The sequence below is a fragment of the Subtercola boreus genome (assembly GCF_003399635.1).
Taxonomy (GTDB): Bacteria; Actinomycetota; Actinomycetes; order Actinomycetales; family Microbacteriaceae; genus Subtercola; species Subtercola boreus_B.
The window spans coordinates 61821-86214 of the sequence record NZ_NBXB01000021.1 but is presented as its reverse complement, the minus strand read 5'-3'; the positions used below and the strand labels follow the sequence as shown (position 1 = coordinate 86214).

At 67.5% G+C, this 24394-nt stretch carries 21 protein-coding genes; all 21 read right to left on the bottom strand.

Features of this window, described 5'->3' with window-relative positions; genetic code table 11:
* Positions 1–192: 192 nt before the first annotated feature.
* Positions 193–3660, bottom strand: coding sequence for a DNA polymerase III subunit alpha (gene dnaE, locus B7R22_RS07360; protein ID WP_116411135.1), 3468 nt, complete (start codon positions 3658–3660; stop codon positions 193–195).
* A gap of 111 nt (positions 3661–3771) precedes the next feature.
* Positions 3772–4692, bottom strand: a complete 921-nt coding sequence (locus B7R22_RS07355; protein WP_116411124.1) for an RluA family pseudouridine synthase — start codon at positions 4690–4692, stop codon at positions 3772–3774.
* 1 nt (position 4693) lies between these two features.
* Entirely contained in the window at positions 4694–5329 is a 636-nt protein-coding gene (gene lspA, locus B7R22_RS07350) for a signal peptidase II (RefSeq protein ID WP_253258937.1), read from the bottom strand.
* Entirely contained in the window at positions 5319–5999 is a 681-nt protein-coding gene (locus B7R22_RS20065) for a DivIVA domain-containing protein (protein ID WP_116411123.1), read from the bottom strand. The genes lspA and B7R22_RS20065 overlap by 11 nt, the downstream gene beginning before the upstream one ends.
* A 98-nt stretch (positions 6000–6097) precedes the next feature.
* Positions 6098–6409, bottom strand: coding sequence for a YggT family protein (locus B7R22_RS07340; RefSeq protein ID WP_301182601.1), 312 nt, complete (start codon positions 6407–6409; stop codon positions 6098–6100).
* Positions 6410–6416: 7 nt separating this feature from the next.
* The gene (locus B7R22_RS07335) at positions 6417–6941 is read right to left on the bottom strand and encodes a cell division protein SepF (RefSeq protein WP_116411122.1); all 525 of its coding nucleotides are present in this window, start codon (positions 6939–6941) and stop codon (positions 6417–6419) included.
* Positions 6942–6981: 40 nt separating this feature from the next.
* On the bottom strand, positions 6982–7683 hold the full coding sequence (locus B7R22_RS07330; protein WP_116411121.1) for a YggS family pyridoxal phosphate-dependent enzyme: 702 nt from the start codon (positions 7681–7683) through the stop codon (positions 6982–6984).
* 20 nt (positions 7684–7703) lie between these two features.
* On the bottom strand, positions 7704–8924 hold the full coding sequence (gene ftsZ / locus B7R22_RS07325; RefSeq protein ID WP_116411120.1) for a cell division protein FtsZ: 1221 nt from the start codon (positions 8922–8924) through the stop codon (positions 7704–7706).
* Positions 8925–9117: 193 nt separating this feature from the next.
* Entirely contained in the window at positions 9118–10155 is a 1038-nt protein-coding gene (locus tag B7R22_RS07320) for an FtsQ-type POTRA domain-containing protein (RefSeq protein WP_253258942.1), read from the bottom strand.
* 108 nt (positions 10156–10263) lie between these two features.
* Complete coding sequence (gene murC / locus B7R22_RS07315; protein WP_116411132.1) at positions 10264–11721, bottom strand: UDP-N-acetylmuramate--L-alanine ligase; 1458 nt, start codon at positions 11719–11721, stop codon at positions 10264–10266.
* Between the two features lie 34 nt (positions 11722–11755).
* Positions 11756–12841, bottom strand: a complete 1086-nt coding sequence (locus B7R22_RS07310; RefSeq protein ID WP_116411118.1) for a UDP-N-acetylglucosamine--N-acetylmuramyl-(pentapeptide) pyrophosphoryl-undecaprenol N-acetylglucosamine transferase — start codon at positions 12839–12841, stop codon at positions 11756–11758.
* Positions 12838–14175, bottom strand: a complete 1338-nt coding sequence (ftsW, locus tag B7R22_RS07305; protein ID WP_116411131.1) for a putative lipid II flippase FtsW — start codon at positions 14173–14175, stop codon at positions 12838–12840. Before ftsW ends, B7R22_RS07310 begins: the two co-directional genes overlap by 4 nt.
* Positions 14144–15673: a UDP-N-acetylmuramoyl-L-alanine--D-glutamate ligase gene (murD, locus tag B7R22_RS07300; RefSeq protein ID WP_116411117.1), complete on the bottom strand. Its 1530-nt coding sequence runs from the start codon at positions 15671–15673 to the stop codon at positions 14144–14146. Before murD ends, ftsW begins: the two co-directional genes overlap by 32 nt.
* A complete protein-coding gene (gene mraY / locus B7R22_RS07295) occupies positions 15655–16752 on the bottom strand; it encodes a phospho-N-acetylmuramoyl-pentapeptide-transferase (protein ID WP_116411116.1) in 1098 nt (365 codons plus the stop codon). The genes murD and mraY overlap by 19 nt, the downstream gene beginning before the upstream one ends.
* On the bottom strand, positions 16749–18176 hold the full coding sequence (locus tag B7R22_RS07290; protein WP_116411115.1) for a UDP-N-acetylmuramoyl-tripeptide--D-alanyl-D-alanine ligase: 1428 nt from the start codon (positions 18174–18176) through the stop codon (positions 16749–16751). Before B7R22_RS07290 ends, mraY begins: the two co-directional genes overlap by 4 nt.
* Before the next feature lie 4 nt (positions 18177–18180).
* Complete coding sequence (locus B7R22_RS07285) at positions 18181–19722, bottom strand: Mur ligase family protein (protein ID WP_116411114.1); 1542 nt, start codon at positions 19720–19722, stop codon at positions 18181–18183.
* 16 nt (positions 19723–19738) lie between these two features.
* Positions 19739–21520, bottom strand: a complete 1782-nt coding sequence (locus B7R22_RS07280; protein ID WP_253258935.1) for a peptidoglycan D,D-transpeptidase FtsI family protein — start codon at positions 21518–21520, stop codon at positions 19739–19741.
* Positions 21521–21546: 26 nt separating this feature from the next.
* Positions 21547–22233 carry a hypothetical protein gene (locus B7R22_RS07275; protein ID WP_116411113.1) on the bottom strand — a complete coding sequence of 229 codons (687 nt, stop codon included), beginning with the start codon at positions 22231–22233 and terminating at the stop codon, positions 21547–21549.
* Positions 22230–23183 (bottom strand): 16S rRNA (cytosine(1402)-N(4))-methyltransferase RsmH, encoded by a 954-nt coding sequence (gene rsmH, locus B7R22_RS07270; protein ID WP_116411112.1) that lies wholly within the window; start codon positions 23181–23183, stop codon positions 22230–22232. Before rsmH ends, B7R22_RS07275 begins: the two co-directional genes overlap by 4 nt.
* A gap of 106 nt (positions 23184–23289) precedes the next feature.
* Entirely contained in the window at positions 23290–23721 is a 432-nt protein-coding gene (mraZ, locus tag B7R22_RS07265) for a division/cell wall cluster transcriptional repressor MraZ (protein WP_116411111.1), read from the bottom strand.
* Positions 23722–23900: 179 nt separating this feature from the next.
* The gene (locus B7R22_RS07260) at positions 23901–24305 is read right to left on the bottom strand and encodes a DUF3040 domain-containing protein (RefSeq protein WP_116411110.1); all 405 of its coding nucleotides are present in this window, start codon (positions 24303–24305) and stop codon (positions 23901–23903) included.
* Between the last annotated feature and the right edge of the window lie 89 nt (positions 24306–24394).

Below are 24394 nucleotides of genomic sequence, written 5' to 3'. Positions count from 1 at the left end.
GCGTCGCGGCGACCCTGAACAGCCGCCCCCGCCCCACCCTCGACTACGACACCCCAGCCACACGGCTGAACAGACTCCTCACCGAGGCAGCCTGACCCCCCAGTTGCAACCACCACTTGACGCCGCCCGATTTTTGGGGCGGAAATCGACTCCGCGGCCGAGAACGCGCGGGTGTGGGGGCGCAACCGCGGGTCAGAGGAGGCAGGCGGGGCCGAGGAGCGACTTCAGCTCGCCGTAGAGGTCGGCCGTGATGCGCACGCGGTACGGGATCTCGAACACGCGCGCGGTGCCGCCCTTCAGGAGCTTCAACCGCACCTCGTTGTCACCGGAGTGCCTGATCAGCACGTCGTTCAGCGCCTGCACCGTCTCCGTCGTCGCACGGGCGTCGGCCATCGAGATCTCGATCGGCCCTCCCCCGTCGGCGTTGCCGAGGTCGGGGGTGAACAGGCTGAACGCGTGCAGGTTCATCCCGTCATCCCGGATCGAGACGCGCCCCCGCAGCACCACGATCGAGTCGTTCGTCAGGGCCGGCGAGAACTCCTGGTACGCCTTGCCCATGAACATCGCTGTGACCTCACCGCCGAAGTCCTCGACCACGATGGAGCCGTACTGGTTGCCCGAGTTGCGCGCCACCCGGTGCTGCACATTCGTGATCAGCCCGGCGACCACGACCGTGTCACCGTCGGCCGTGTGCTCCGAGGTCAGCATGTCGGTGATGGTCGTCGACGCGTGTTTGGCGAGGGCTATCTCGAGCCCGGCGAGCGGATGATCGGACACATAGAGCCCGAGCATGTCACGCTCGAAGGCCAGCTTGTCGCGCTTGGACCACTCCGGCCGGTCGGGCACCTGCCGGTTGTCCTGCGGTGCGTCCCAGAGCGAGTCGAAGTCGAAACCGACCTGGCCGTTCGCCTCGGCCCTCTTCTCGCTCACAGCCGCCTCGACGGCAGACTCGTGGATCTCCACCAGCGCCCGGCGGGTGTCGCCCAGCGAGTCGAACGCGCCCGCCTTGATCAACGACTCGATCGTCCGCTTGTTGGTCGCCGCCAACGGGATCTTCTGCAGGAAGTCGTGGAACGACGTGAAGGCGCCCTTCGACTTCCGCGCCTCGATGATGTGGTCGACCACGGCGAAACCGACGTTACGCACGGCGCCCATGCCGAACCGGATGTCCTCGCCGACGGCGGCGAAGAACCCGATCGACTCGTTCACATCCGGCGGCAGCACGGTGATGTTCATGCGCCGGCACTCGTTCAGGTAGATCGCCGACTTGTCCTTCGAGTCGCCCACCGACGTCAGCAGCGCCGCCATGTACTCGGCCGGGTAGTGCGCCTTGAGGTACGCGGTCCAGTACGAGATGACGCCGTAGGCCGCCGAGTGCGCCTTGTTGAACGCGTAGTCCGAGAAGGGCAGCAGGATGTCCCACAGTGTCTTGACGGCCGCGTTCGAGTAGCCGTTGTCGTTCATCCCCTTGGAGAAGCCCTCGTACTGCTTGTCGAGCTCGCTCTTCTTCTTCTTGCCCATCGCCCGCCGCAGCAGGTCGGCCTGGGCGAGCGTGAACCCGCCGAGCTTCTGTGCGATCGACATCACCTGCTCCTGGTAGACGATCAGGCCGTAGGTCTGCCCGAGCACCTCCCGGAGCGGCTCCTCGAGCTCCGGATGGATCGGCGTGACCTGCTGCAGCCCGTTCTTTCGGAGCGCATAGTTGGTGTGCGAATCGGCACCCATCGGCCCCGGCCGGTAGAGCGCCAGGATGGCCGAGATGTCTTCGAAGTTGTCGGGCTTCATCAGCCGGAGGAGCCCGCGCATGGGCCCGCCGTCGAGTTGGAAGACCCCGAGCGTGTCGCCCCGCGCCAGCAGTTCGTAGGCCGGCACGTCATCCAGTTCCAGCTCTTCGAGCACCGGCCGGAATCCACGGTTCGACTCGATGTTGTCGAGCGCGTCGTCGATGATCGTGAGGTTTCGAAGCCCCAGGAAGTCCATCTTGATCAGCCCGAGCGACTCGCAGGCCGGATAGTCGAACTGCGTGACGATCTGGCCGTCCTGCTCGCGCTTCATGATCGGGATGATGTCGATCAGCGGATCGCTCGACATGATCACGCCGGCCGCGTGCACGCCCCATTGGCGCTTCAGGTTCTCGATGCCGACGGCCGTCTCGAACACTGTGCGGGCCTCGGGGTCGGCCTCGATGACGGCGCGCACATCCGACGCCTCCTTGAACCGCGGATGCGCGGTGTCGAAGATGCCCGAGAGGGGGATGTCCTTGCCCATGATGGGCGGCGGCATCGCCTTGGTGAGCTTCTCCCCCATGCCGAACGGGAAGCCGAGCACCCGGGACGAGTCCTTCAGCGCTTGCTTGGCCTTGATGGTGCCGTAGGTCACGATCTGGGCGACGCGCTCGTCGCCGTACTTGTCGGTCACGTACCGGATGACCTCGCCGCGGCGCCGGTCGTCGAAGTCGACATCGAAGTCGGGCATCGAGACGCGATCCGGGTTCAGGAACCGCTCGAAGATCAGGCCGTGGCGGATCGGGTCGAGGTCGGTGATGCGCATGGCGTAGGCGACCATCGAGCCGGCACCGGATCCACGGCCGGGCCCGACCCGGATTCCGTTGTTCTTCGACCAGTTGATGAAGTCGGCCACCACCAGGAAGTAGCCGGGGAACCCCATCTGCACGATGACGCCGACCTCGTAGTCGGCGCGGGCGCGCACATCCGACGGGATGCCCAGCGGGTAGCGGTCGACGAGCCCCTTCTCGACCTCCTGGATGAACCAGGTGTCTTCGGTCTCACCGGCAGGCACCGGGTAGCGCGGCATGTAGCTCGCCGAGGTGTCGAACGTGACCTCGCAGCGCTCGGCGATCAGCAGTGTGTTGTCGCAGGCTTCCGGATGATCGCGGAAGATCTGTCGCATCTCCGCAGCGGTCTTCAGGTAAAACTCGTCGGCGTCGAACTTGAACCGGTTCGGATCGCTCAGCGTCGATCCCGACTGCACGCAGAGCAGGGCGGCATGGGATGTCGCGTCGTGGGCATGCGTGTAGTGCAGGTCGTTCGTGGCGACCAGCGGCAGGTCGAGCTGCTTCGCAAGCCGCAAGAGGTCGCCCATGATCTGGCGCTCGATGCCGAGCCCGTGGTCCATGATCTCGGCGAAGTAGTTCGCAGGGCCGAAGATGTCACGGTAGTCGGATGCCGCCTTCACGGCCTCGTCGTACTGCCCGAGGCGAAGGCGCGTCTGCACCTCGCCCGACGGGCATCCGGTGGTGGCGATCAGGCCGTTCGAATACTGGGAAAGCAGCTCCCGGTCCATGCGGGGCTTGAAGTAGTACCCCTCGAGCGACGCCCGCGAGGAGAGCCGGAAGAGGTTGTGCATCCCGGCTGTGTTCTCACTCAGGAGCGTCATGTGCGTGTACGCACCCGACCCCGACACGTCGTCGCGACCCGAGTTCGGGCCACCCCATTTGACACGGGTCTTGTCTCCGCGGTGCGTGCCCGGCGTGATGTAGGCCTCGGTGCCGATGATGGGCTTGATGCCAGCGTCGGTCGCCGTCTTCCAGAAGTCGAAGGCACCGAAGACGTTGCCGTGGTCGGTGACGGCGACGGCGGGCATCCCCTGCTCGACTGCCGCCTCGATCAGGGGTTTCACACGCGCGGCGCCATCGAGCATGGAGTACTCGGAGTGCACATGGAGATGAACGAACGAATCGGACGCGGGTGACAAATCTTCTCCGACTAGCTAGGGGTTGAGGTCATCAGTTTAGCCTCAGCCCACCGACATTCAGTCGGCGCCGAGCGTGTCGAGCGCGTGCTGCAGATCGGCTGGATAGGTCGACTCGAACTGCACGTACTCCCTCGATGCCGGATGCACGAACCCGAGTTTCAGGGCGTGCAGCCACTGTCGGCCGAGGCCGAGCCGGGCCGAGATCGTCGGGTCGGCGCCGTACATGGCGTCCCCGACGCAGGGGTGCCGCTGGGCCGCCATGTGCACCCGGATCTGGTGTGTGCGGCCGGTCTCGAGGTGGATCTCGAGCAGGGACGCACTCGGGAACGCCTCGAGGGTTTCGTAGTGCGTGACGCTCGGCTTGCCCGACGCCACCACCGCGAACTTCCAGTCGGAGCGAGGGTGACGGCCGATGGGCGCGTCGATGGTGCCCGCGAGTGGATCGGGGTGCCCCTGCACGACGGCGTGGTAGATCTTGTCGACCTCGCGGTCATGGAAGAGCCGCTTCAGCCAGGTGTAGGCGTCTTCGCTCTTCGCGACGACCATCAGCCCGCTGGTGCCAGCGTCGAGGCGGTGCACGATGCCGGCGCGTTCGGCGGCGCCCGAGGTCGAGATGCGGAAGCCGGCCGCCGCGAGGGCACCGAGCACGGTGGGGCCGGTCCAGCCGACGGAGGGGTGCGCGGCGACGCCCACGGGCTTGTCCACCACCACGATGTCGTCGTCGTCGTGGATGATCGTGAGGTTCTCGACCGGCGTCGGTTCGACGCGCAGCTCCTCCTTCGGCGCCCAGTTCACTTCGAGCCAGGTGCCCTGTCGGAGCCGATCGGACTTGCCGACGACGCGCCCGTCGACGCTCACTCCGCCGGCCTCGACCACGTCGGCGGCGAAGCTGCGGGAGAACCCCATCAGTTTGGCCAGGGCCGCGTCCACACGTTCGCCGTCGAGGCCGTCAGGCACCGGGAGTTGACGGGATTCCACGTCAGTCGGTCTTCTCTGCGACAGAGTCGTCCGAGACATCCGCCGCACCTGAGGGCTCCTGCCGCGCAGCACGACGGCCGTCGAGCCCGATCCCCCGGATCGTGAGGATCAGGAACACCACCATCGCCGCGCAGATCGCCGTGTCGGCGAGATTGAAGATGGCGGGGAGCAACGGGATCTTGACGAAGTCGACGACGTGGCCCACCCCGAACCCCGGTTCGCGGAACAGCCGGTCGCCGAGGTTGCCGAGCACTCCGCCGAGCAGCAGGCCGAAGACCACGGCCCAGCCGAGCGAGCGGATGCGCCGGGCGAACCAGACGATGAAGACGACGACAGCGGCCGCCAGGATCGAGAAGATCCAGGTGTAGGCGTTGCCGATCGAGAACGCGGCACCGGAATTGGTCACGTAGAAGAACTGCAGCACGTCACCCAGCACAGGGACGTACTCGTTCAGCGGAAGGTTGGCGACGACGAGCGCCTTCGCACCCTGGTCGATGGCGAGAACAACAACCGCCACAAGCACGAGAACGACCAGTGCGCGAACACTGATCGTTCTCGATCGGCCCTCGGCCGGAGTCACCTGGGAGGTGACACCGGCGTCGAGGTTCGGGGCTGTCGTCTCGTGCTCAGGCTCCAAAGCCCTGGAAGCTGCCGGCGGGAGCACTCTCGCCGGAGGAGTCGAGGTCGCTGAGCTGACTCTCGATGTATCCGCGAAGCTTCTGGCGGTACTCCTTCTCGAAAGTGCGGAGCTCATCGATGCGGTGTTCGATGCCGGCCTTCTCCTGGTTCAGCTTGGCGAGCTCGGTGCGCTGCTTCGCCTCGGCCTCGGCAACGAGGCGGTTGGCCGTGGCCTGGCCCTCCTCGATGAGGGCGGCGCGCTTGTCGGAGCCCTCCTTGACGTGCTCGTCGTGCAGGCGGCGGGCGAGCTGCAGCAGGCTGGTGGTGCTTGCGGCGTCTTCGGGGTCACCGACGGTGGTCGGTGCGACGGCGACGAGTGCTGCGATGGGCTCGGGCGTCTCCGCAGGAGCCTCCTTGACCACGTCGACGACAGCCGTCTCTTCGCTGACCTCTGCTGCGGGCTCGGCCGGTGCAGCCTCTTCGCTGGCGGCAGCCGCGCTCGTGACAGCAACAGGTGCGGCAGCGCTCGGCACGATGCCCGCGCGGAGCTCTTCGTTCTCGGCAATCAGGCGACGAAGCTCGACTACGACCTCGTCGAGGAAGTCATCGACCTCGTCCTGGTCGTAACCGGCCCGAAACTGGGTTTGCGAGAAGCGCTTGTTAACAACTTCTTCCGGAGTTAACGGCATGTTCTTCCACCTTTATTACTTGTGACTGTCTAGGGAACCCAGAGGCTGTCTAGGGAACGTTTTGGCGTTTCAGCAACTACGATACATGCGAGATGCGATCAAGCGGCAATCACCCGCACGTAACTGGCCACGGACAACAGGATGATCACCAGCAGCATCACGATGGTCCAGCCGAAATCGAAGGCGACCGGACCGATCCGGAGCGGCGGAATCAGCCGCCGGAAGAACTTGATCGGCGGATCCGTGACCGTGTAGGCGGCCTCTGCCAGCACCAGGACGGCGCCCTGGGGGCGCCACTGCCGCTGGAAGCTCCGAACGAGGTCGAGGATGAACCTGCCCCACATCACGAAGAAGAACAGGAGCAGCGCCAGATAGACGACGGTCGCGATGATTGCTACGAGTGAACCCACTCGTCAATTATGACTGGACGAAGAAGGAAGATTCTGTGCGTGTGTCGGTCTGGGCCTCGCCGGAGACGGAAACATGCGACGGGGAGAGCAGGAAGACCTTGCTGGTGACCCGCTCGATCTTGCCAAAGAGGCCCTGGGAGAGGCCACCTGCGAAGTCGATGAGCCTCCGCGCGTCGGCATCCGTCATCTGCGACAGGTTGATGATCACGGGGATTCCCTCGCGGAAGCTCTCGGCGATGATCTGCGCGTCTTTGTACTGCTTCGGGTGGACGGTGAGGATTTCATTCATTTCGAGCGGGGCCGCCTCTTTGGGAGTCGTGGTTCGACGGAGTGGGGTCACCGGGGCACGACCGGAGTTCGACTCGGCCCGGGAGGTGTGTTCGCGGGCCGGAGCAACCGCACGTTCGACGGGTGCCTGCGCTGCCTGCGGGTGGGCGACGTGCGCCACCGGGGCCGCCTGCGTGTCTTCGTACTCGAGCTCTTCATCGGCAAGCCCGAGGTAGACCATCGTCTTGCGTAGTGGATTGGCCATGTCTTCCTCCGGGTTGGATGTTCGGGTGCCTACGTAGAGATTAACCGCGCGCGGGCCTGATTCCGGTGATTGCGGAACCGATCCGTAGGTGTGTCGCGCCCTCGGCGATCGCTGCGGCGAAGTCGTTCGACATGCCCGCAGAGATGGCGGATGCCCGGGGCACACTGGCCCGCACGGCGTCGGAGATGCTTCGCAGCAGGGCGAAGGCCGCGCGGGGTTCGCCCTCGTTCGGCGCAACGGCCATCACCCCCCGGAGATCGAGCCCGGGGATCGTCTCGAGATGTTCGGCGAGGGCCACGGCATCCTCGGGCCGGACGCCCCCGCGATCGGGATCCGGTGTCAGGTTGACCTGCACGAAACAGCCGATCGGCGTTCCGTTCGCCTCCCGCTCCTCGGAGGCGAGCAGGTCGGCGAGCGACGCACGGTCGACCGAGTGGATGATACTGGCATACTCGGCCACCTGCCTGGCCTTCTTGCTCTGGAGCTGCCCGATGAAATGCCAGGTGAGGTCGAGGTCGGCGAGTTCACGTGCCTTCTCGCGGGCCTCCTGGTGACGACTTTCGCCGAAGTCGGTGACCCCGAGTGCGGCGAGTTCGCGGAGCAGGGCGGCGTCGTGGAACTTCGTCACGGCGATCAGGGTGAGGTCGTCGACGTTCCGGCCCGCGGCACCCGCCGCCTCGGCGATGGATGCACGAACGAGGGCGAGCCGACCCGCAAGGTCTGGCCCGCCCTCGTTCGGCACGGTGCTCCCGGCGATGGCTGCTACTTCAGGAAGTCGGGAACGTCGAGGTCGGAGTCGTCGTCATCGGACGCCGGGTCGAGCTGGGCCGTGCCGGTGAGGCTGTGCTCCGGGTTCTGCGCCCAGGAGGCTGCGGAGGCCTGCGGCTCCTCCGGGCGGTCGCGGCGGGTCTGCGGCGCGGCGGGTGCTCCACCGGAACCCGATCCTGAACCCGCTCCCGCACCGGCCCCGGCGAACAGGTCGCTCGCGTCGTTCGGCACCGTGAAACCGCGCTTGGCGGCCGCATCGGCGATCGTCTCGGCCGTGTCGAAGCCCGCCGCGATGACCGTGACCCGCACCTCGTCGCCCAGGGTGTCGTCGATGACGGCACCGAAGATGATGTTGGCTTCGGGGTGCACCGCGTCCTGCACGAGCTTCGCGGCGTCATTGATCTCGAAGATGCCGAGGTTCGATCCGCCCTGGATGGAGAGGAGCACGCCGTGGGCGCCCTCGATGCTGGCCTCGAGGAGCGGGGAGGCGACGGCGAGCTCTGCGGCTTTGATGGCACGGTCGGCCCCCCTGGCCGATCCGATCCCCATCAGTGCGGAGCCAGCACCCTGCATGACACTCTTGACGTCGGCGAAGTCGAGGTTGATGAGGCCCGGGGTGGTGATCAGGTCGGTGATGCCCTGCACACCGGCGAGCAGCACCTGGTCGGCCGTCGAGAAGGCCTCCAACATGCTGATGCCGCGGTCGCTGATCTCGAGCAGGCGGTCGTTCGGCACGACGATGAGGGTGTCGACCTCGTTCTTCAGGGTCGCGACACCGTCTTCAGCCTGGGCCATGCGGCGCTTGCCCTCGAAGCCGAAGGGCTTCGTGACGACACCGATGGTGAGCGCGCCGATCGACTTGGCGATGCGAGCGACGACAGGGGCGCCACCGGTTCCGGTGCCACCACCCTCACCGGCGGTGACGAAGACCATGTCGGCCCCGGCGAGGGCCTCCTCGATCTCTTCGGCGTGGTCTTCGGCGGCGCGGCGGCCGACCTCGGGGTCGGCACCGGCACCGAGGCCACGGGTGAGCTCGCGGCCCACGTCGAGCTTCACGTCGGCGTCACTCATCAGCAGCGCCTGAGCGTCGGTGTTGATGGCGATGAATTCGACGCCGCGAAGACCGAGTTCGATCATCCGGTTGACGGCATTCACGCCGCCGCCACCGATGCCGACCACTTTGATCACGGCGAGGTAGTTCTGGTTCGATGTCACGTCCGGCCTCCGGGTCTCAAGCTCAAGTTGAGAGTTAATGTTATGCTGAGTATGTATTTCTTTTGATCAACCTAGGCGCGATGCGGTGACACACCCGTAACGCGCTTTGGCGTGTCGCATGTTGCACGCCGAATCGGGCCGTGCAGGTCGGCACGGGGGCCGGTCAGGTCGGCGCCGGTCGGCCCGCGACCGGTCAGCCCGAGACGACAGGGCTCTCCGGGCTCGAGACGTCGTAGGTCAGTGACTTCTCCGCATCCTGCGTGCCGATCAGCTTGTCGAGCACCTTCGCCTTGAGGGCCGAGTTCGCGTCGCTGCCCCAGACGACCTTCTGGCCGGCACCGGTGAGCGTGAACGACACCGAGTCGGGCGTCGCCGCGCTGATCGTGTCGACCTTGGCGAGCAGGTCGGCCGGCATCGCCCGGAGAACGGCGGTCGCTCCGACGAAGCCGGCGCTGCCGACAGCCGAGGCCGCCGTGTCGATGACCGGGAAGTCGGCCTGGCGGGCGTCACTGTGCGAGACGACGACACCTGCGGGGTCGATCAGGTCGAATCCGCCGACCGCCGCCGTGATCTGTGCAACGGGCTGCCGTTCGACGATCCTCACGATCAGGGTGTTCGGCAGAGAGGACTCTGTGGAGTAACTCTGGATGAGCGGAAAGCCGGCGAGCTCGGACTTCATCCGCCCGAAGTCCACCAGGGCGAGCGGCTTGCCGACCTGGTCAGCGAGAGCGGACTGCACCTGGCCGGCGTCGATGCGGGAGGTGCCCTGCACGGTGATGGCCCGCACGGCGAACACCGGCGAGTAGGCCGTGAACAGCACCACGAGCACGAGGGCGGCGACGGCGCCGAGCGAGACGATCCAGGTGAGACGCCGGCGGCGGCTCCGCTCGGTGAAGCGGCGGGCCTCCTGCTGCTCGACCCTGCGGCGCCGGCGGGCGGCCGCCCGGAGCGCGCTCTTCGCGGACCGCACCCCGGCGCCGCCGCTCGGCAACGGAAGGGACCCAGAGTGCTCTTCCGGTTCGCCTGTGGAACGTTTTGCGTCCCTTCGCGGTGCCACGTTGATGGTGGCCGGAGGTGCGGGGGTGGCCGGAGGTGCGGGGGTGGCCGGAGTTCCTGAAGGGGCGGGCTTCGAGGTGGTGGGTGAGACGGGGGCAGGCACGACGATGGCAGGCGCGACTGTGGCGGGCGGGACGGGGACGGCGGCAGGCGCGGCCGCCTTGACCCTCGTCATGGTCAACGGCGGAGTGGCGGGGGGCCGCTTCACTGCCGCGGCCGCGGGGGGTGCGGGTGGGGTCGGCGGCGGTGTGACTCCGTTGGGGCGCTTCATCGGCTGTACACGTTATGCGTCGGGCCCGTCTGCGGGCGCCACGGCTGCGGCACCTGCATCGGCATCCGCAGACGCAGCAGGCATCGCGGCGAGCGAGGCGAGCAGCTGCGGCACGATCAGGTTCACGTCTCCGCAGCCGAGCGTCACCACGAAGTCCCCCGGGCGGGCGAGGGAGGCCGTGAAGTCGGCCGCCTCCTGCCAGTCCGAGATGTAGGCGACGTGCGAGGGGTCCGCGAAGCGCGACGAGACGGTCTCCCCCGTCACCCCGGGCACCGGATCCTCGCGCGCACCGCAGACGTCGAGCACCACGGTGAAGTCGGCCGTGCGCTCGAGCGTCTCGGCGAACTCACCCGCGAGCAACTGCGTGCGGCTGTAGAGGTGCGGCTGGTGCACGGCGATGATCCGCCCCTCACCGACGACGGTGCGTGCGGCGGTGAGTGCGGCATCCACCTCCGTCGGGTGGTGCGCGTAGTCGTCGTAGACGCTCACGCCCCGCACGGTGTCATGCAGTTCGAAGCGGCGACCGGTTCCGTCGAACGGAGCAAGCGAAGAGAGCACGGCTGCCGGCTCGAAGCCGAGACCGACGAGGACCGCAAAGGCCCCCGCAGCATTCAGGGCGTTGTGGATGCCCGGAACCTGGAGGCTCCCGGCGTACGTCTGCCCGAGGTAGTCGACCGCGAACGTCACCGGCCCGGCCGTGACGACGGAGCGCAGTCGCACGTCGGCGCCCGTGGCGAATCCGAACGAGAGCACCCGCGATGCGGTGAGCCGGGAGGCGACCCGCAGCGCGCCCGGGTCGTCGGAGGAGATCACCACGAGCTCGGAGGCCTCGTCGGCGAAGGTCACGAAGGCGTCCTCGACGGCATCGACCGATCCGTAGTGGTCGAGATGGTCGGGGTCGACGTTCGTGATGAGCGCCACAGCGGTGTCGTAGAGCAGGAACGAGCCGTCGGACTCGTCGGCCTCCAGCACGAACAGCTCGCCCTCGCCCCACGCCGAACTGGTGCCGAGGGCGGAGATGACGCCGCCATTGACGAAGCTGGGTTCGGCTCCGAGGCCGAGGAGGGCGGTGACGATCATCCCGGTCGACGTGGTCTTGCCGTGCGCGCCGGCAACAGAGACCAGGCGGCGGCGGTTCACGAGCCAGGCCAGCGCCTGCGACCGGTGGAGCACCGGCAGGCCGCGCTGCTGGGCGAGCACGAGCTCGGGATTGTCGGGCCAGAGCGCGCTGGTGACGACGAGGGTGTCGGCGTCGCCGAGGTTCGCGGCATCATGGCCGATGTGCACGGTGGCGCCGAGTGCGCGGAGCTTCTCGGCGGTCTTCGAGTCGGTGCGGTCGGAACCCGTCACGGTCACACCCGCCGCGAGGAACAGGCGTGCGATGCCGCTCATGCCCGCCCCCCCGATGCCGACGAAGTGCACGGCTCCGAGTTCTGCCGGGATCTCGAGGGTCAGATCGGGTTTGATCACGCTGTGCATCCTGTCGTTCTGCGAGTAGACAACGTTACGCGCCCTTCAGGGCTTCTTCGATCAGGTCGACGGTTCGGGCCGACCCGTCCGTCACTCCGGCGCCGAGCGCTGCTGCGGCCATGTCACCAATACGGGCCCTGTCGCCGAGCAGCGGCAGGAGGGAGGAGCGGATCCATTCCGGCGTGAAGTCGGCGTCGCGCACCAGCACGGCGCCACCCGCTTCGACGAGGTCGACCGCATTGAAGCGCTGCTCGCCGTTGCCGACGGCGTAGGGCACCAGCACGCCCGGAACCCCGAGCGCCGCCAGTTCGGAGACGGTCGCCGCTCCCGCACGCGAGACGGCGAGGTCGGCCACTGCCAGGGCGAGTTCCATCCGGTCGCAGTAGCGGAGCATCCGGTAGCCCGGGATGCCCGGATCGACCAGCTCCGACCGGTTGCCGGTGATGTGCAGCACCTGCCAGCCCGCCGCGACGATGTCTGCGGCGGCCGCGAAGACACTGCCGTTGATCTGCGCCGCACCGAGCGAGCCGCCGGTCACGAGCAGCACGGGCCGGCCGGCGTCGAGGCCGAAGAGCGTGAGCGCCTCGGCGCGGGCCGCGGCCTTCGGTCCTCCGACGAGCGCCTGGATCTCGCGGCGGAGCGGCATCCCCACGAAGCGCCCGTGCGGCAGCATGCCCGCCCGGAACGCCAACCCGACGAACGGGGTGAACCGCGCACCGAGCCGGTTCGCGAGCCCCGGCCGGGCGTTCGCCTCATGGATGACCAGCGGCACCTTCGCGTGCCGCGCCGCGAGATACGCCGGCGCAGCTGCGTAGCCCCCGAAACCGACGACCACGTCGACGCGGCGCTCCCGCATCAGCCGGGTGAGGTCGGCGATGACGCCGCGGAGCGCGTTCGGGAACGAGATGGCCGCGCGGTTCGGCCGGCGGGGGAACGGGAGCTTGGCGATCGTCACGAGCTCGTAGCCGCGCTCCGGCACGAGGCGCGCCTCGAGGCCCGTTGCGGTTCCGACGACCACGATTTCGGCACCGGGGTCACGGCGGCGCAGTTCGTCGGCCGTGGCGAGCAGCGGGTTCACGTGGCCCGCTGTGCCGCCGCCGGCCAGCAGATAGGTGGTCACTTCGAGCGCACCGTGCGCCGACGGGAGGCAAGAGAGGCCGACCCCGGTGCCTGGAGGGCACCGGCATCCGGATCGCTCGCGGTCTCCTTCGTCTGCCCGCGCGCGATCGAGAGCACGACCCCGATCGCGATGAGGGTGGTGATCAGGGCCGAACCGCCCGAGGAGATGAGCGGGAGAGGCACGCCGAGAACCGGGATCACCCCCAGTACGACGGCGATGTTCACGAAGGCCTGGCTGATGATCCAGACCATGACCGAGCCGGAGACGACCTTCGAGAACATGTCCTTCGACGACCGCACGATGCGGAGGAACGCGATGGCCAGCGCGACGAACAGCGCGATCACGACGAGCGCCCCGATCATGCCGAGCTCCTCGCCGATGATAGCGAAGATGAAGTCGTTGTCGGCGGCCGGCAGCCACGACCATTTGGCCTTGGAGTTGCCGAGGCCGACACCGAAGAAGCCGCCGTTGGCGAGGGCGAAGAGGCCGTGCTGGGTCTGCCAGCACTCCCCCGAGTAGTCGGTGCAGCCTTCGCTCAGGAAGCTGCCGATGCGGGAGACCCGGCTCGAACTCGACGCCGCGATGATCGCGATCGCGATACCGCCGAGGATCACGGGGATGATGAACATGCGGAGCCGGATGCCGGCGAAGAAGAGGGCACCGAAGAGCAGGCCGGCCATGATCATCACGGTACCGAGGTCGCCGCCGAGCATGACCAGCAGCACGGCGCCGCCGGCCACAGGCAGCACAGGGATCGCGACATGCCCCCAGAGGTGCAGGTAGCGCTGCTTCTTCGCGAGAATGACGCCCATCCAGATGACGAGGCCGAGCTTGATGAGTTCGGAGGGCTGCAGGCTCACACCGGCGACGTTCAACCAGTTCAGGTTGCCACCGACCGTGATCCCCAGCGGGGTGAAGAGCACGAGGAGTTGCAGGATGACCCCGCCGGCCAGCGCCAGCCAGCCCCAGCGCTTCCAGAACCGGATCGGCAGCCGCGAGATGACGAGCATGAGCGGCACGCCGATGAGGGCGAAGACACCCTGCTTCCAGAAGGTGCCGAAGAAGCCCTGGCGGGCTGTGTACGAGTCGATAGACGACGACGACAGCACCATGACGAGCCCCAGCACCACGAGGAACAGCGTGGTACCGAGGAGGAAGTAGTAGTTGCTCGACTCCGCCTGGAAGACCCGGTTCACCGAGATGCGCGCGGTGCGGGCCCGGGATGCGCCGGTGGAGGCGAAGGTGGCGGCCGAGGGCCTGGCTGCTCCGGATGCGGCGGGGGGCAGGGTTCCGGCAGACGGCTTATTCGGGCGAGTGCCCTGAGGGCGGCGCATGGTGTTCGTCAGCTGCCCCACCTCCAAGATGTTCACGTACTGCCCGGGCAAAATGGTCACCCCGGTCGGAGTAGTCGACGAACTGGTCCATCGACGCTGCGGCCGGCGCCAGCAGCACCACGTCACCGGGCACTGCTGCAGCGGAGGCCAACCGCACAGCGGCCGACATCACTCCCTCAGTCTCGGTGCCGTCGACCTCGAACACGGGCACCCCGGGGGCGTGTCGTTCGAATGCGTTCCTGAGAGCTTCCCGATCCACACCGATCAGCACGACGGCCCGGAGCTTCGTCGCCCGAGCCGCCACCAGGGGCCCGACATCTACGCCCTTCAGCAGCCCGCCGGCGATCCAGACCACCGATTCGAAGGCTCCGAGCGAGGCGTCTGCGGCGTGCGCATTCGTCGCCTTCGAGTCGTTGATCCACGTGATGCCGCCGGATGTCGCGACCTGCTCGATACGGTGACGGTCGAGTTCGAACGTGGCCAGAGCCGCCCGGACGGCCTCGACGGAGACCCCCATCGAGCGGGCGAGGGCACTGGCGGCAAGGATGTTCGCCACCGTGTGGGGCGCTGCGAGCCCCCGCTCGGCCAACGTGGCCACCGTGGTGATCTCGAGGGCGGTCGTGCGACGTTCTTCGGTGAAGGCCCGGTCGCAGAGGATGCCGTCCACCACGCCGAAGTCGCTCAGCCCCGGAACCCCGAGCCCGAATCCGACGGCGCGGGCACCGTCGACGACCTCGGCCTCCTCGACCATGGCGATGGTGCGGGCATCCGACCGGTTGTAGACGCACGCCACGCGGGTGTTCGTGTAGACGCGGGCCTTGGCCCGAGCGTAGGCCTCGGCCGAGCCGTGCCAGTCGAGGTGGTCGTCGGCGACGTTCAGGCAGACAGCGGCGTACGGCGACATACTGAAGGTCGAGTGCAACTGGTAGCTCGAGAGCTCGACGACCAGAACATCGAACCCCTGCGGGTCGCGGATGGCATCGAGGATCGGGATGCCGATGTTGCCGCAGGGCGCGGCCCTCAGCCCACCGGCCACGAGCATGGTCGCGGTCAGCTGCGTCGTCGTGGTCTTGCCGTTGGTGCCGGTGATGGCGATCCACTCGGCAGGCTTTCCGACCTTGTCCCGCAGCCGCCAGGCGAGTTCGACGTCACCCCAGACCGGGATGCCCGCTGCAGCCGCCCAGAGGATCACCGGATGATCGGGGTGGAAGCCCGGCGAGACGACCAGCACCTCGGGGTTCAGCGCGACGAGAGCGGGAGGCGGGACATCCAGAACCTCGTCGAGCACGAGCCCTGCGCCGATGACCTCGACCAGGCGCACCTGGGAGTCGTCAGCCTGCTGAGCGACGACAAGCACGGTCGCCCCGAGCTCGACGAGGGTGTCGGCGACCGAGAAACCGGTCTTGCCAAGGCCCAGCACACCGACACGGAGGCCCGTCCAGTCGGAGTGCCAGCTGGTCAGGGTGTCGAGTCTGTCAGTCACGCCTGCAGGATCCATTCGAGGTAGAAGGCGCCGACACCGGCCGCCACGCAGAGGCCCGCGATGATCCAGAAGCGCACGACGATCGTGACCTCGGCCCAGCCCTTGACCTCGAAGTGGTGGTGCAGCGGGCTCGCGCGCCAGATGCGCTTGCCACCGGTGAGACGGAAGTAGGTGAGCTGTACCACGACCTGCCCGGCGACGATCACGAAGATGCCGCCGATCAGGATGAGCAGCAGCTCGGTGCGGCTCTCGATGGCCAGCGCGGCGAGCGCCCCGCCGATCGCGAGCGAACCGGTGTCGCCGAGGAAGATCTTGGCAGGGTTCGTGTTCCACCAGAGGAAGCCGACGAGCGCCCCGGCGATGGCCGCCGCAATCACCGCGAGGTCGAGCGGCTGGTTCACGTTGTAGCACTTGAAGGTCACGTCGGGGTCGAGTGTCAGGCTCGCGCAACTCTGGTTGGCCTGCCAGAAACCGATGATGACGAACGAGCCGATGGCGAGGATGGCGGATCCGGGAGCCAGACCGTCGAGCCCATCGGTGAGATTCACCGCGTTCGAGGTCGCCAGCACGATCAGCACGATCCAGATCACGAAGGCGATGGTGCCCGCGATCACGCCCCACTGCAGGAAGTCGAAGTCGAGGTCACGGATGGCCGAGATGTGGGTGGAGGCCACGGTCAGCCCGCTCGGGCCGGTCAGGCTCATCGCCATCAGGGCGAAGGCTCCGCCGATCACGAGCTGGCCGATCAGCTTGGCCGTCGGCCCGAGGCCGAGGCTCCGCTTCTTGCGCACCTTCAGGAAGTCGTCGATGAACCCGACCACGCCGAGGCCGACCATCATGAACAGCACCAGCAGCACGGAGATCGAGGGCGGGTTGCCGGTGACCAGCAGCGCCCCGAAGTAGCCGAACAGCGTCGCCAGGATGATGACGATGCCGCCCATCGTGGGCGTTCCCCGCTTGACGTGGTGTGAGGCCGGGCCATCGATGTTGATGTACTGGCCCCAGGCCAGTTTCTTGAACAACCGGATGAAGACCGGCGTCATGAACAGCGAGAAGACCATCGAGAGGCCACCCGCACCGATGAGTGTGATCATGCGAAGTGCTCCCCCAGCCTGTCGCCGAGAAACCGTAGTCCCGCCGAATTGGACGACTTGACCAGCACGACGTCTCCGGAACGCAACTCGTTCTCGAGCAGAGCGTACGCCTCGTCGGCAGTGTCGAAGAACGCCGACTCGCCGTCCCACGAACCCTCGTGCGTCGCGGCCAGGTGGAGCGCCCTGGCTCCCTCGCCCACCACGAAGATGCGTTCGATGCCGAGCCGCACGATGGTGCGGCCGATGCGGTCGTGCTCCTCGAGCGAGAACTCACCGAGTTCACTCATCTCGCCGAGGATCGCGACGCGCCGGATGCCCGGTCCCGAGATCTGGGCGAGCGTCTTGAGGCCGGCCAGCATCGAATCGGGGCTGGCGTTGTAGGCGTCGTTGATGATCGTCACGCCCTGCGTCGATGGCAGCACCTCCATGCGCCAGCGCTCGGCGCGCGTCACCGACTCCAGCGCAGCGACGATGTCGGCGAGCGGCACCCCGATGGTGTGGGCGACCGCTGCCGCGGCCAGTGCATTGGTGACGTGGTGCTCGCCGAGCACGCTGAAGTGCACTGTCTGCGATTCGCCGGTCGGCAGGGTGAGGGTGAAGTCGGTGCCCGCCGTGGTCTGCACGAGGTCGGATGCCCGCACCCCCGCGTTGGCGTCGAGGCCGAACCACAGCACGGAGGCACGGGTCTTCTCGGCCATGCCCTCGACCCGGTAGTCGTCGAGGTTCAGCACCGCGACATCCGTCGGCAGCAGATCGGTGACCATCTCGGTCTTCGTGGCAAGCGTCTTCTCGATGCCACCGAACTCGCCGGCGTGGGCCAGGCCGACGGTCAGCACGACGCCGATGTCGGGCCGCGCCATCCGGACCAGCCGGGTGATCTCGCCGGGCGCGCTGGCACCCATCTCGGCGACCAGGAAGCGGGTCTCCGGCTCGACTTTCAGCATCGTGAGCGGCGCCCCGACCTCGTTGTTGAACGAGTCGCGCGGGGCGATCGTCGGTCCCTGGCGCTTCAGGATCGTGTGGAGGAGGTTCTTCGTGGTGGTCTTGCCGTTCGAGCCGGTGATGCCGACGACGGTGAGCACCCCGAGCTCGCGGATGCGCCGGATCACCTCTGTGGCCAGCATCCCGAGCGCCTCGACCGAGTTCGACACGACGATCTGGGGCACCGTGAGAGCGTCGATCACGTGCTCGACGATCACGAGCTCGGCCCCGTTCGCCACAGCGGCCGGAACGTAGAGGTGCCCGTCGCTGAATTCGCCCGGCTTCGCCACGAAGACGCCTCCCGGAACGATCTCCCGGGAGTCGGTGTCGACAGCACCGTTCACGATCGACACCTCGGAGGTGCCCTCCTGCACCGCACGGTCGCCGAGCACGAGAGTGCCGCCGATCGTGCGGGCGATGTCGTCGAGAGTCAGGTCGAGCATGGTTCTACAGCCATCCGGATTCGTGGAGCGCGAGACGGGCGTCGTCTCTCGCCGAGTAGGGAATGTGTACGCCGGCTACCTCGTGGTAGTCCTCGTGGCCGGGTCCGGCGTAGAGGATCGCGTCGCCGGGGCCGGCGATCGAGAGGGCCTTGCGGAAGGCGTCGCGCGGGTCGGCGACCTCGTACAGCTCGCGTGCGGACACAGCCGAGCGTGCGGCATCGACGAGAACCTTCCGGATCGCGGCGGGATCCTCGCTCCGTGGGTGGAAGTCGGTCACCACCACCGCGTCGGAGAGCCGGGCGGCGATCTGGCCCATCTCGACGCGCTTCGACGGGTCGCGGTCGCCGTCCGCGCCGAAGAGCATGATGATGCGACCTTCCGTCACCCGGCGAAGCGAGTCGAGGGTGCTGGTGAACGCATCGGGGCTGTGGCCGTAGTCGATGAAGACCGCGGGGCCGGAGTTCGCGATGCGCTCGGCCCGGCCGGGGATGTAGACGTCGATGCCTCCGTCACGGCCGAGGGCCGCTGCGATAGCGGCGAGCGGGTACCCCGCCTCGACGAGCATCACCAGCGCCAGCGCCGCATTCTCGGCCATGTGTCGGCCGAGAACCGGGATCGACGTCGTGATCGAGAGGTTGTCGGGACCGTTCAGGATGAACCGGGTCTCGTCGATCGTCTCGCGGAGGATCGCGGCGTACCAGTCGGCCGCTTTGCCGGGGTAGGTCGAGAGCTGGGTGACCGGGATGGTCGCGGCACGGGCGAGCCGTGTGCCCCACTCGCTGTCGTTGATGACGACCCCGCGCTTCGCCCGCTCGGCCGTGAACAGGGGAACCTTCGCTTCGAAGTACTTACTCATGGTGCCGTAGTCGTCGAGGTGGTCGTGCGTGAGGTTCGTGAACCCCACGACGTCGTAGACGATGCCGTCGACACGGTGGCGGGTGAGCGCCTGCGCCGAGGTCTCGATGATGACGGCCTCCGCGTCGGCCTCCCGCATCCGGGCGAGCAGGCCGTGCACCTCTGTCGCCTCGGGCGTGGTGAGGGCGCTCGTCACGGCCCAGTCGCCGATCCGCCGCTCGGCGGTGGTGCTGAGGCCGGCCAGCACACCGAGCTGACGGAGGATCGCCTCGATGATGTAGGCGACGCTCGTCTTGCCGTTGGTACCGGTGACACCGAAGAGGAGGGGCGCGTAGTCGGCGGTCTGGTAGACCCACGCCGAGAGGGCGCCGAGGGATGAACGGGGTTCGCTCGTGACCAGCACGGGCAGCCCCGACTGCGCGGCGAGGGCGAGCCCCCGGGCATCCGTCACGATCGCGACAGCGCCCTTCTCGCGGGCGTCGCCCACGAACTGGGCGCCATGCGCGTGCACTCCGGCCAACCCCACGTAGAGGTCCCCCGGCAGCACCGTCTTCGACGAGAGGGTGATGCCGGTGACGAGCAGTCCGTCGATGTCGCCGTGCACCTCGAGACCGAATTGGCGAGCCAGTTCAGAGACGGGGCGAGCTTCGGGACGTTCGGGCCGCAGCCCTGCAGAGACCCCTGTCGTCACCTGGCTCCTCGCGAGTTCAATAGCTGGTCGGGTATTCGACCGCGGGAACCGTCGAAGGCGCCACACGGTACTTCTGGAGCACCTGCGACATGATCTTCTGGAAGACCGGAGCGGCAGCTGAACCGTTAGTAATGGTAACCGGCTTCATCAGGTTGACCGAAACGACGTACTGCGGGTTCTCTGCCGGGGCGAGGCCCGCGACGCTCGTCAGGTACCCTCCGCCGTAGGCTCCCTCGCCGTTGCTGACCTCTGCCGTGCCCGTCTTCGCGGCCACGTTGTAGCCCGGGATCTTCAGCAGCGACGCTGCATAACCGCCGGAAACGACGCTCTGCATCATGTTGACCGTCTCCTGCGCAGCGGTCTGCGAGACGACCTGCTCACCCTGGGTCGAAGGGGTCTCGGTCATCGTGCCGTCGGCCGACTTGCAGCCTGCGACGAGGGAGACGGGCATCCGCACGCCGCCGTTCCCGAGGGTCTGGTACATGCTGGCGACCTGCACGGCCGTGGTGGTGAGACCCTGGCCGAAGGCGGTGTTCCAGAGGGTCTGCTCGTCCCATTCGGCGGGGGTGCGGATGGTGCCCTCCGACTCGCCCGGGAAGTTCACCTCGCTGGTCTCACCGAGGTGGAACTTCTTCATGTACTCGTAGCGCTGCTGGTCGGTCAGCATCGAACTGAGCAGCGAGATGCCGACGTTCGAGGAGGTCTCGATGATTCCGGTGAGCGTCATCGGATCGGCACCGTGGGACTCGTCGTCGGTGATCACGGCACCGCCCGGGGTCTTGTAGCGCTGCGGCACGATCGTGCCCGTGCTGGGTGTGCCCTTACCCGCATCGATGATGGTCGCCGCGGACTCCGCCTTGAAGGTCGAGCCGGGCTCGAACGGGCTCGAGAACGCGATGGCGCCCCAATATTTGGCCGGTGTCGCATCAAGGTTGTTCGGGTCGGGTGTCGGGTACTGGGCGACCGTGAGCAGCTTGCCGGTCTTCACCTCGGTGACGACGACGCTCCCCCACTCGGCGCCCGTGGCGGTCACCTGCTGGGCGAGCACCTGCTGCGAGTAATACGACAGGTCGCTGTCGATCGTCGTCACGACGGTCGAACCATCGACCGGTTCCTTGTCGAGGACCGTCGTGTTCGGGATCGCGACCCCGTCAGCGCCCTTCTCGTAGGTCTGAAGCCCGTCGGAGCCCGCGAGGCACTGGTTCTCCTTCTCCTCGAGGCCCCCTGTGCCGGTGAGGGCGCCGCTTGCGTCGTTGCCCATGAATCCCACGATGTTGCCGGCGACACTGCCGTTCGGGTAGACGCGCTGGGGAGAGGTCTCGTAGTAGAGCCACGGGATGGCGAGCGCCACGACGGCTCGGTACTTGTCGAGGTCGAGATCCTTGACGATCATGGCGTACGACGAGGTGCGGTCGGCCGTCAGCAGCGCGTAGACCTGGTCGGCGGTCTGGCCGGTGATGGCCGCGATCTTCGCCGAAGCCTCCGTCGGGGTGACGTCGGGCAGGTCGGCACCGGTCGTGGGATCGGTCGGTGTGTAGTCCGCGACATCCTTCGGCGAGGCCGTCACGTTGTACCGGATGACCGTGGTGGCGAGCACCGCGCCGTTGGCGTCGACGATGTCGCCGCGCGGCCCGTAGATCGACTGGCCGACCGAGAGCTTGTCGTACGACTGGGCGTTCAGGTCGCTGGCCTGCACGACCTGGATGTCGACCAGACGCACCACCAGCACGGCGACAAGGGCGACGATGACGACGATGGAGACGGCGACGCGGTTGCGTGTGGTGCGTGAACTGCTCACGGTTGCGATGTCCTAACGGGTGAGGTTCAGTGAGTCGTCGGGGCCGGAAGCTGGCCCTGCCACGGTACTGCGCCCGCTGCCGCAGCGGCGGGAGGCGCGCTCGGAGCACCGACAGGGGTGCCTGCGGTGGTCGCGGGGGTGCCGGTCGCGGCAGCCGGGGCGGCGCCCGCTGCCGCAGCAGCAGAGGCAGCGGCCGCGGTCAGCGCGTTCGGCACCAGCGACGGCTGCCCATTCGTGAGCGAACCGGACGCCGACGACGCCGTCGTGGGCGTGCCGAGCACAGCACCGTCGGAGAGCCGCAGGTAGGCCGGATGCACGTTGGCGACCATGCCGAGGGCCTCCGCGCTGGCGGCCAGGCTCTGCGGCGCGGAGAGCCCGTCGAGTTGCTCGGACAGAGCGCTGTTGGAGCGGTCGATCTCCTTCTGCTCGGTCTGGAGCGACGAGATCTCGTAGGCACCGTTCGACAGGCCGATGCTCAGCATCAGCTGCGCCACGACGATTGAGAAGACACCGACGACGACGACCGCCGCGTAGGCGAGCTTGGGCTTGCGCCTCCGGAGCACACCGCGCGCCGCGATGCTGAACGGGGACTTCGGTTTCGTCAGCGGCGAGTAGTCGCCGAGGAACGCATCGTCGAAGGGGTCGACATACGGATCGGCCACCGCCGTGGCGGCTGTGGAGATTCGGGGACGGGACGGGGCGACACTGGTCATGATGCGACTCTCACTCGCTCGGCCGCGCGGAGGCGCACGGGGGTGGATCGGGGATTTGCGGCCTTCTCGTCGTCGGAGGCGAGCTCGGCGCCACGAACGAGCAGCTTCAGCTGCGCCTGGTGTTCCGGTAGCTCCACCGGCAGGCCGGGCGGAGTTGACGACGTGGTGGCGGCCGCGAGCGCACGCTTGACGATGCGGTCTTCGAGCGACTGGTACGACAGCACGACCATCCGGCCGCCGAGTGCCAGCGAAGCGATTGCGGCGGGAACGACAGCCTCGAGCGAGGCCAGTTCCTGGTTCACCTCGATGCGGAGGGCCTGGAAGACCCGCTTGGCCGGGTGGCCCTGGCGGGCGAGTGCTGCGGGGGTCGCCTTCGACAACAGGTCCACAAGCTGGGCCGAGCGCACGAGACGGTTCTCGGTGCGGCGCTCCACGATGCGGCGGGCGAACCGTGCGGCCAGCCGCTCCTCGCCGTACTCCCAGAAGATCCGCCGGAGGTCGTGCTCGGAGTACTCGGCGAGGATCTCCTCGGCGGTCAGCTCTGCCGTGCCGTCCATCCGCATGTCGAGCGGCGCATCCTTCGAGTACGCGAAACCGCGCTCGGCACGGTCGAGCTGCATCGACGAGACACCCAGATCGAGCAGGATGCCCTGAACCGTGTCGTAGCCGAGCCCGTGGAGGGCATCCCGGATCTCGTCGTAACGGCAGTGCACCAGCTTCGCCCGCTCGCCGAACGCAGCGAGCCGCTCGCCGGCCAGCGCAAGCGCTTCGAGGTCGCGGTCAAGGCCCACGAGCGTGAGCTGGGGGAAGCGGGTGAGGAAGGCTTCGGCGTGGCCGCCGAGCCCGAGGGTGCCGTCGACGAGCACGGCGCCCGGGGCCTCGATGGCCGGGCCGAGCAGGTCGATCGAGCGTTCGAGCATGACAGGGGTGTGGATGCGGGAGATCTCCATGGATGACGGGTGCTGGCGGGCCGTGCCCCCTGATCCCCATCCGAGTCGACCTGGCACCGGGGAAGTGTGTCAGGGCGAACGGCTGGGAGTCACGGGGCGCGGAACATCAGAAGAGTCCCGGGATCACCTCCTCGTCGGTCTCGGAGAAGGCGGCTTCCTGTTCGGCGAGGTAGGTCTCCCAGGCCTCTGCGTCCCAGATCTCGGCCCGGGAACCCGCACCGATCACGACGAGGTCGCGGTCGAGGCCCGCATAGGTGCGAAGTGGTGCCGGCACAGTGACCCGGTGCTGGCTGTCGGGGTTTTCCGCACTCGCGCCGGACAGGAAAACGCGGAGGTAGTCACGCGCCTTCTTGTCGGTCACGGGAGCCTGGCGGATCTTTTCGTGCACGGACTCGAATTCCCGCGTGGAGAACACGTAGATGCAGTGTTCCTGCCCACGGGTCATGACGACTCCGCTCGAAAGTTCTTCGCGGAACTTGGCCGGGAGGATGATGCGACCTTTGTCGTCGAGTTTGGGGGTGTAGGTACCAAGGAACATGCTCCTTCACTCCCCTCATTTCCGGCCAGACTGCGGGTATGGCTCCACGTTACTCCACTTCCCTCCACTTTGCTGGTGTTTTCCTCCACTGGCGCGCTGAACCCTCCATCCGGGCACAAAAAAAGACCGGCCCGTGTGGGCCGGTCTACTTGTGGAGCGTCTGTGGGGTGTGCCTGGTGCTACTCGTTCTTGTCGTTGCGGTCGTCCCAGCGGTCGTTCAGTCGATCCATGAAGCCTGCGCGATTCGCGGTGCCACGTTGCGGCCCGGGCGTGCCGGCTGAGCCGGCACCGGAGGGGGAACTCCCGCCGCGCATCCTGCCGAGCGACTTCGTGGGACGGAGGGCCACGAGAACGCCGGTGAACATCACGGCGAAACCCAGGATGCCGATGAGGGGGATGTGGATCACCACACCCACGATCACGACGGCGAGCCCGACGATGGCCAGCAGCACACCGAGAACCAGCGAGCTGTAGCTCAGCCGCCCTCTGCCGGCACCGACAGCCGACACGAAATCGGCGTCGTTGTGGTAGAGACTGCGCTCCATCTCATCGAGGAGCTTCTGCTCTTGCTCCGAAAGCGGCATTTCATTCACCTCTAGGTTCGGTATCGACCGTAGTACGCAGCTCAGTGTGGGAGCGGTCCGAATGGTACCGCGCCGTCAAATGATACTGC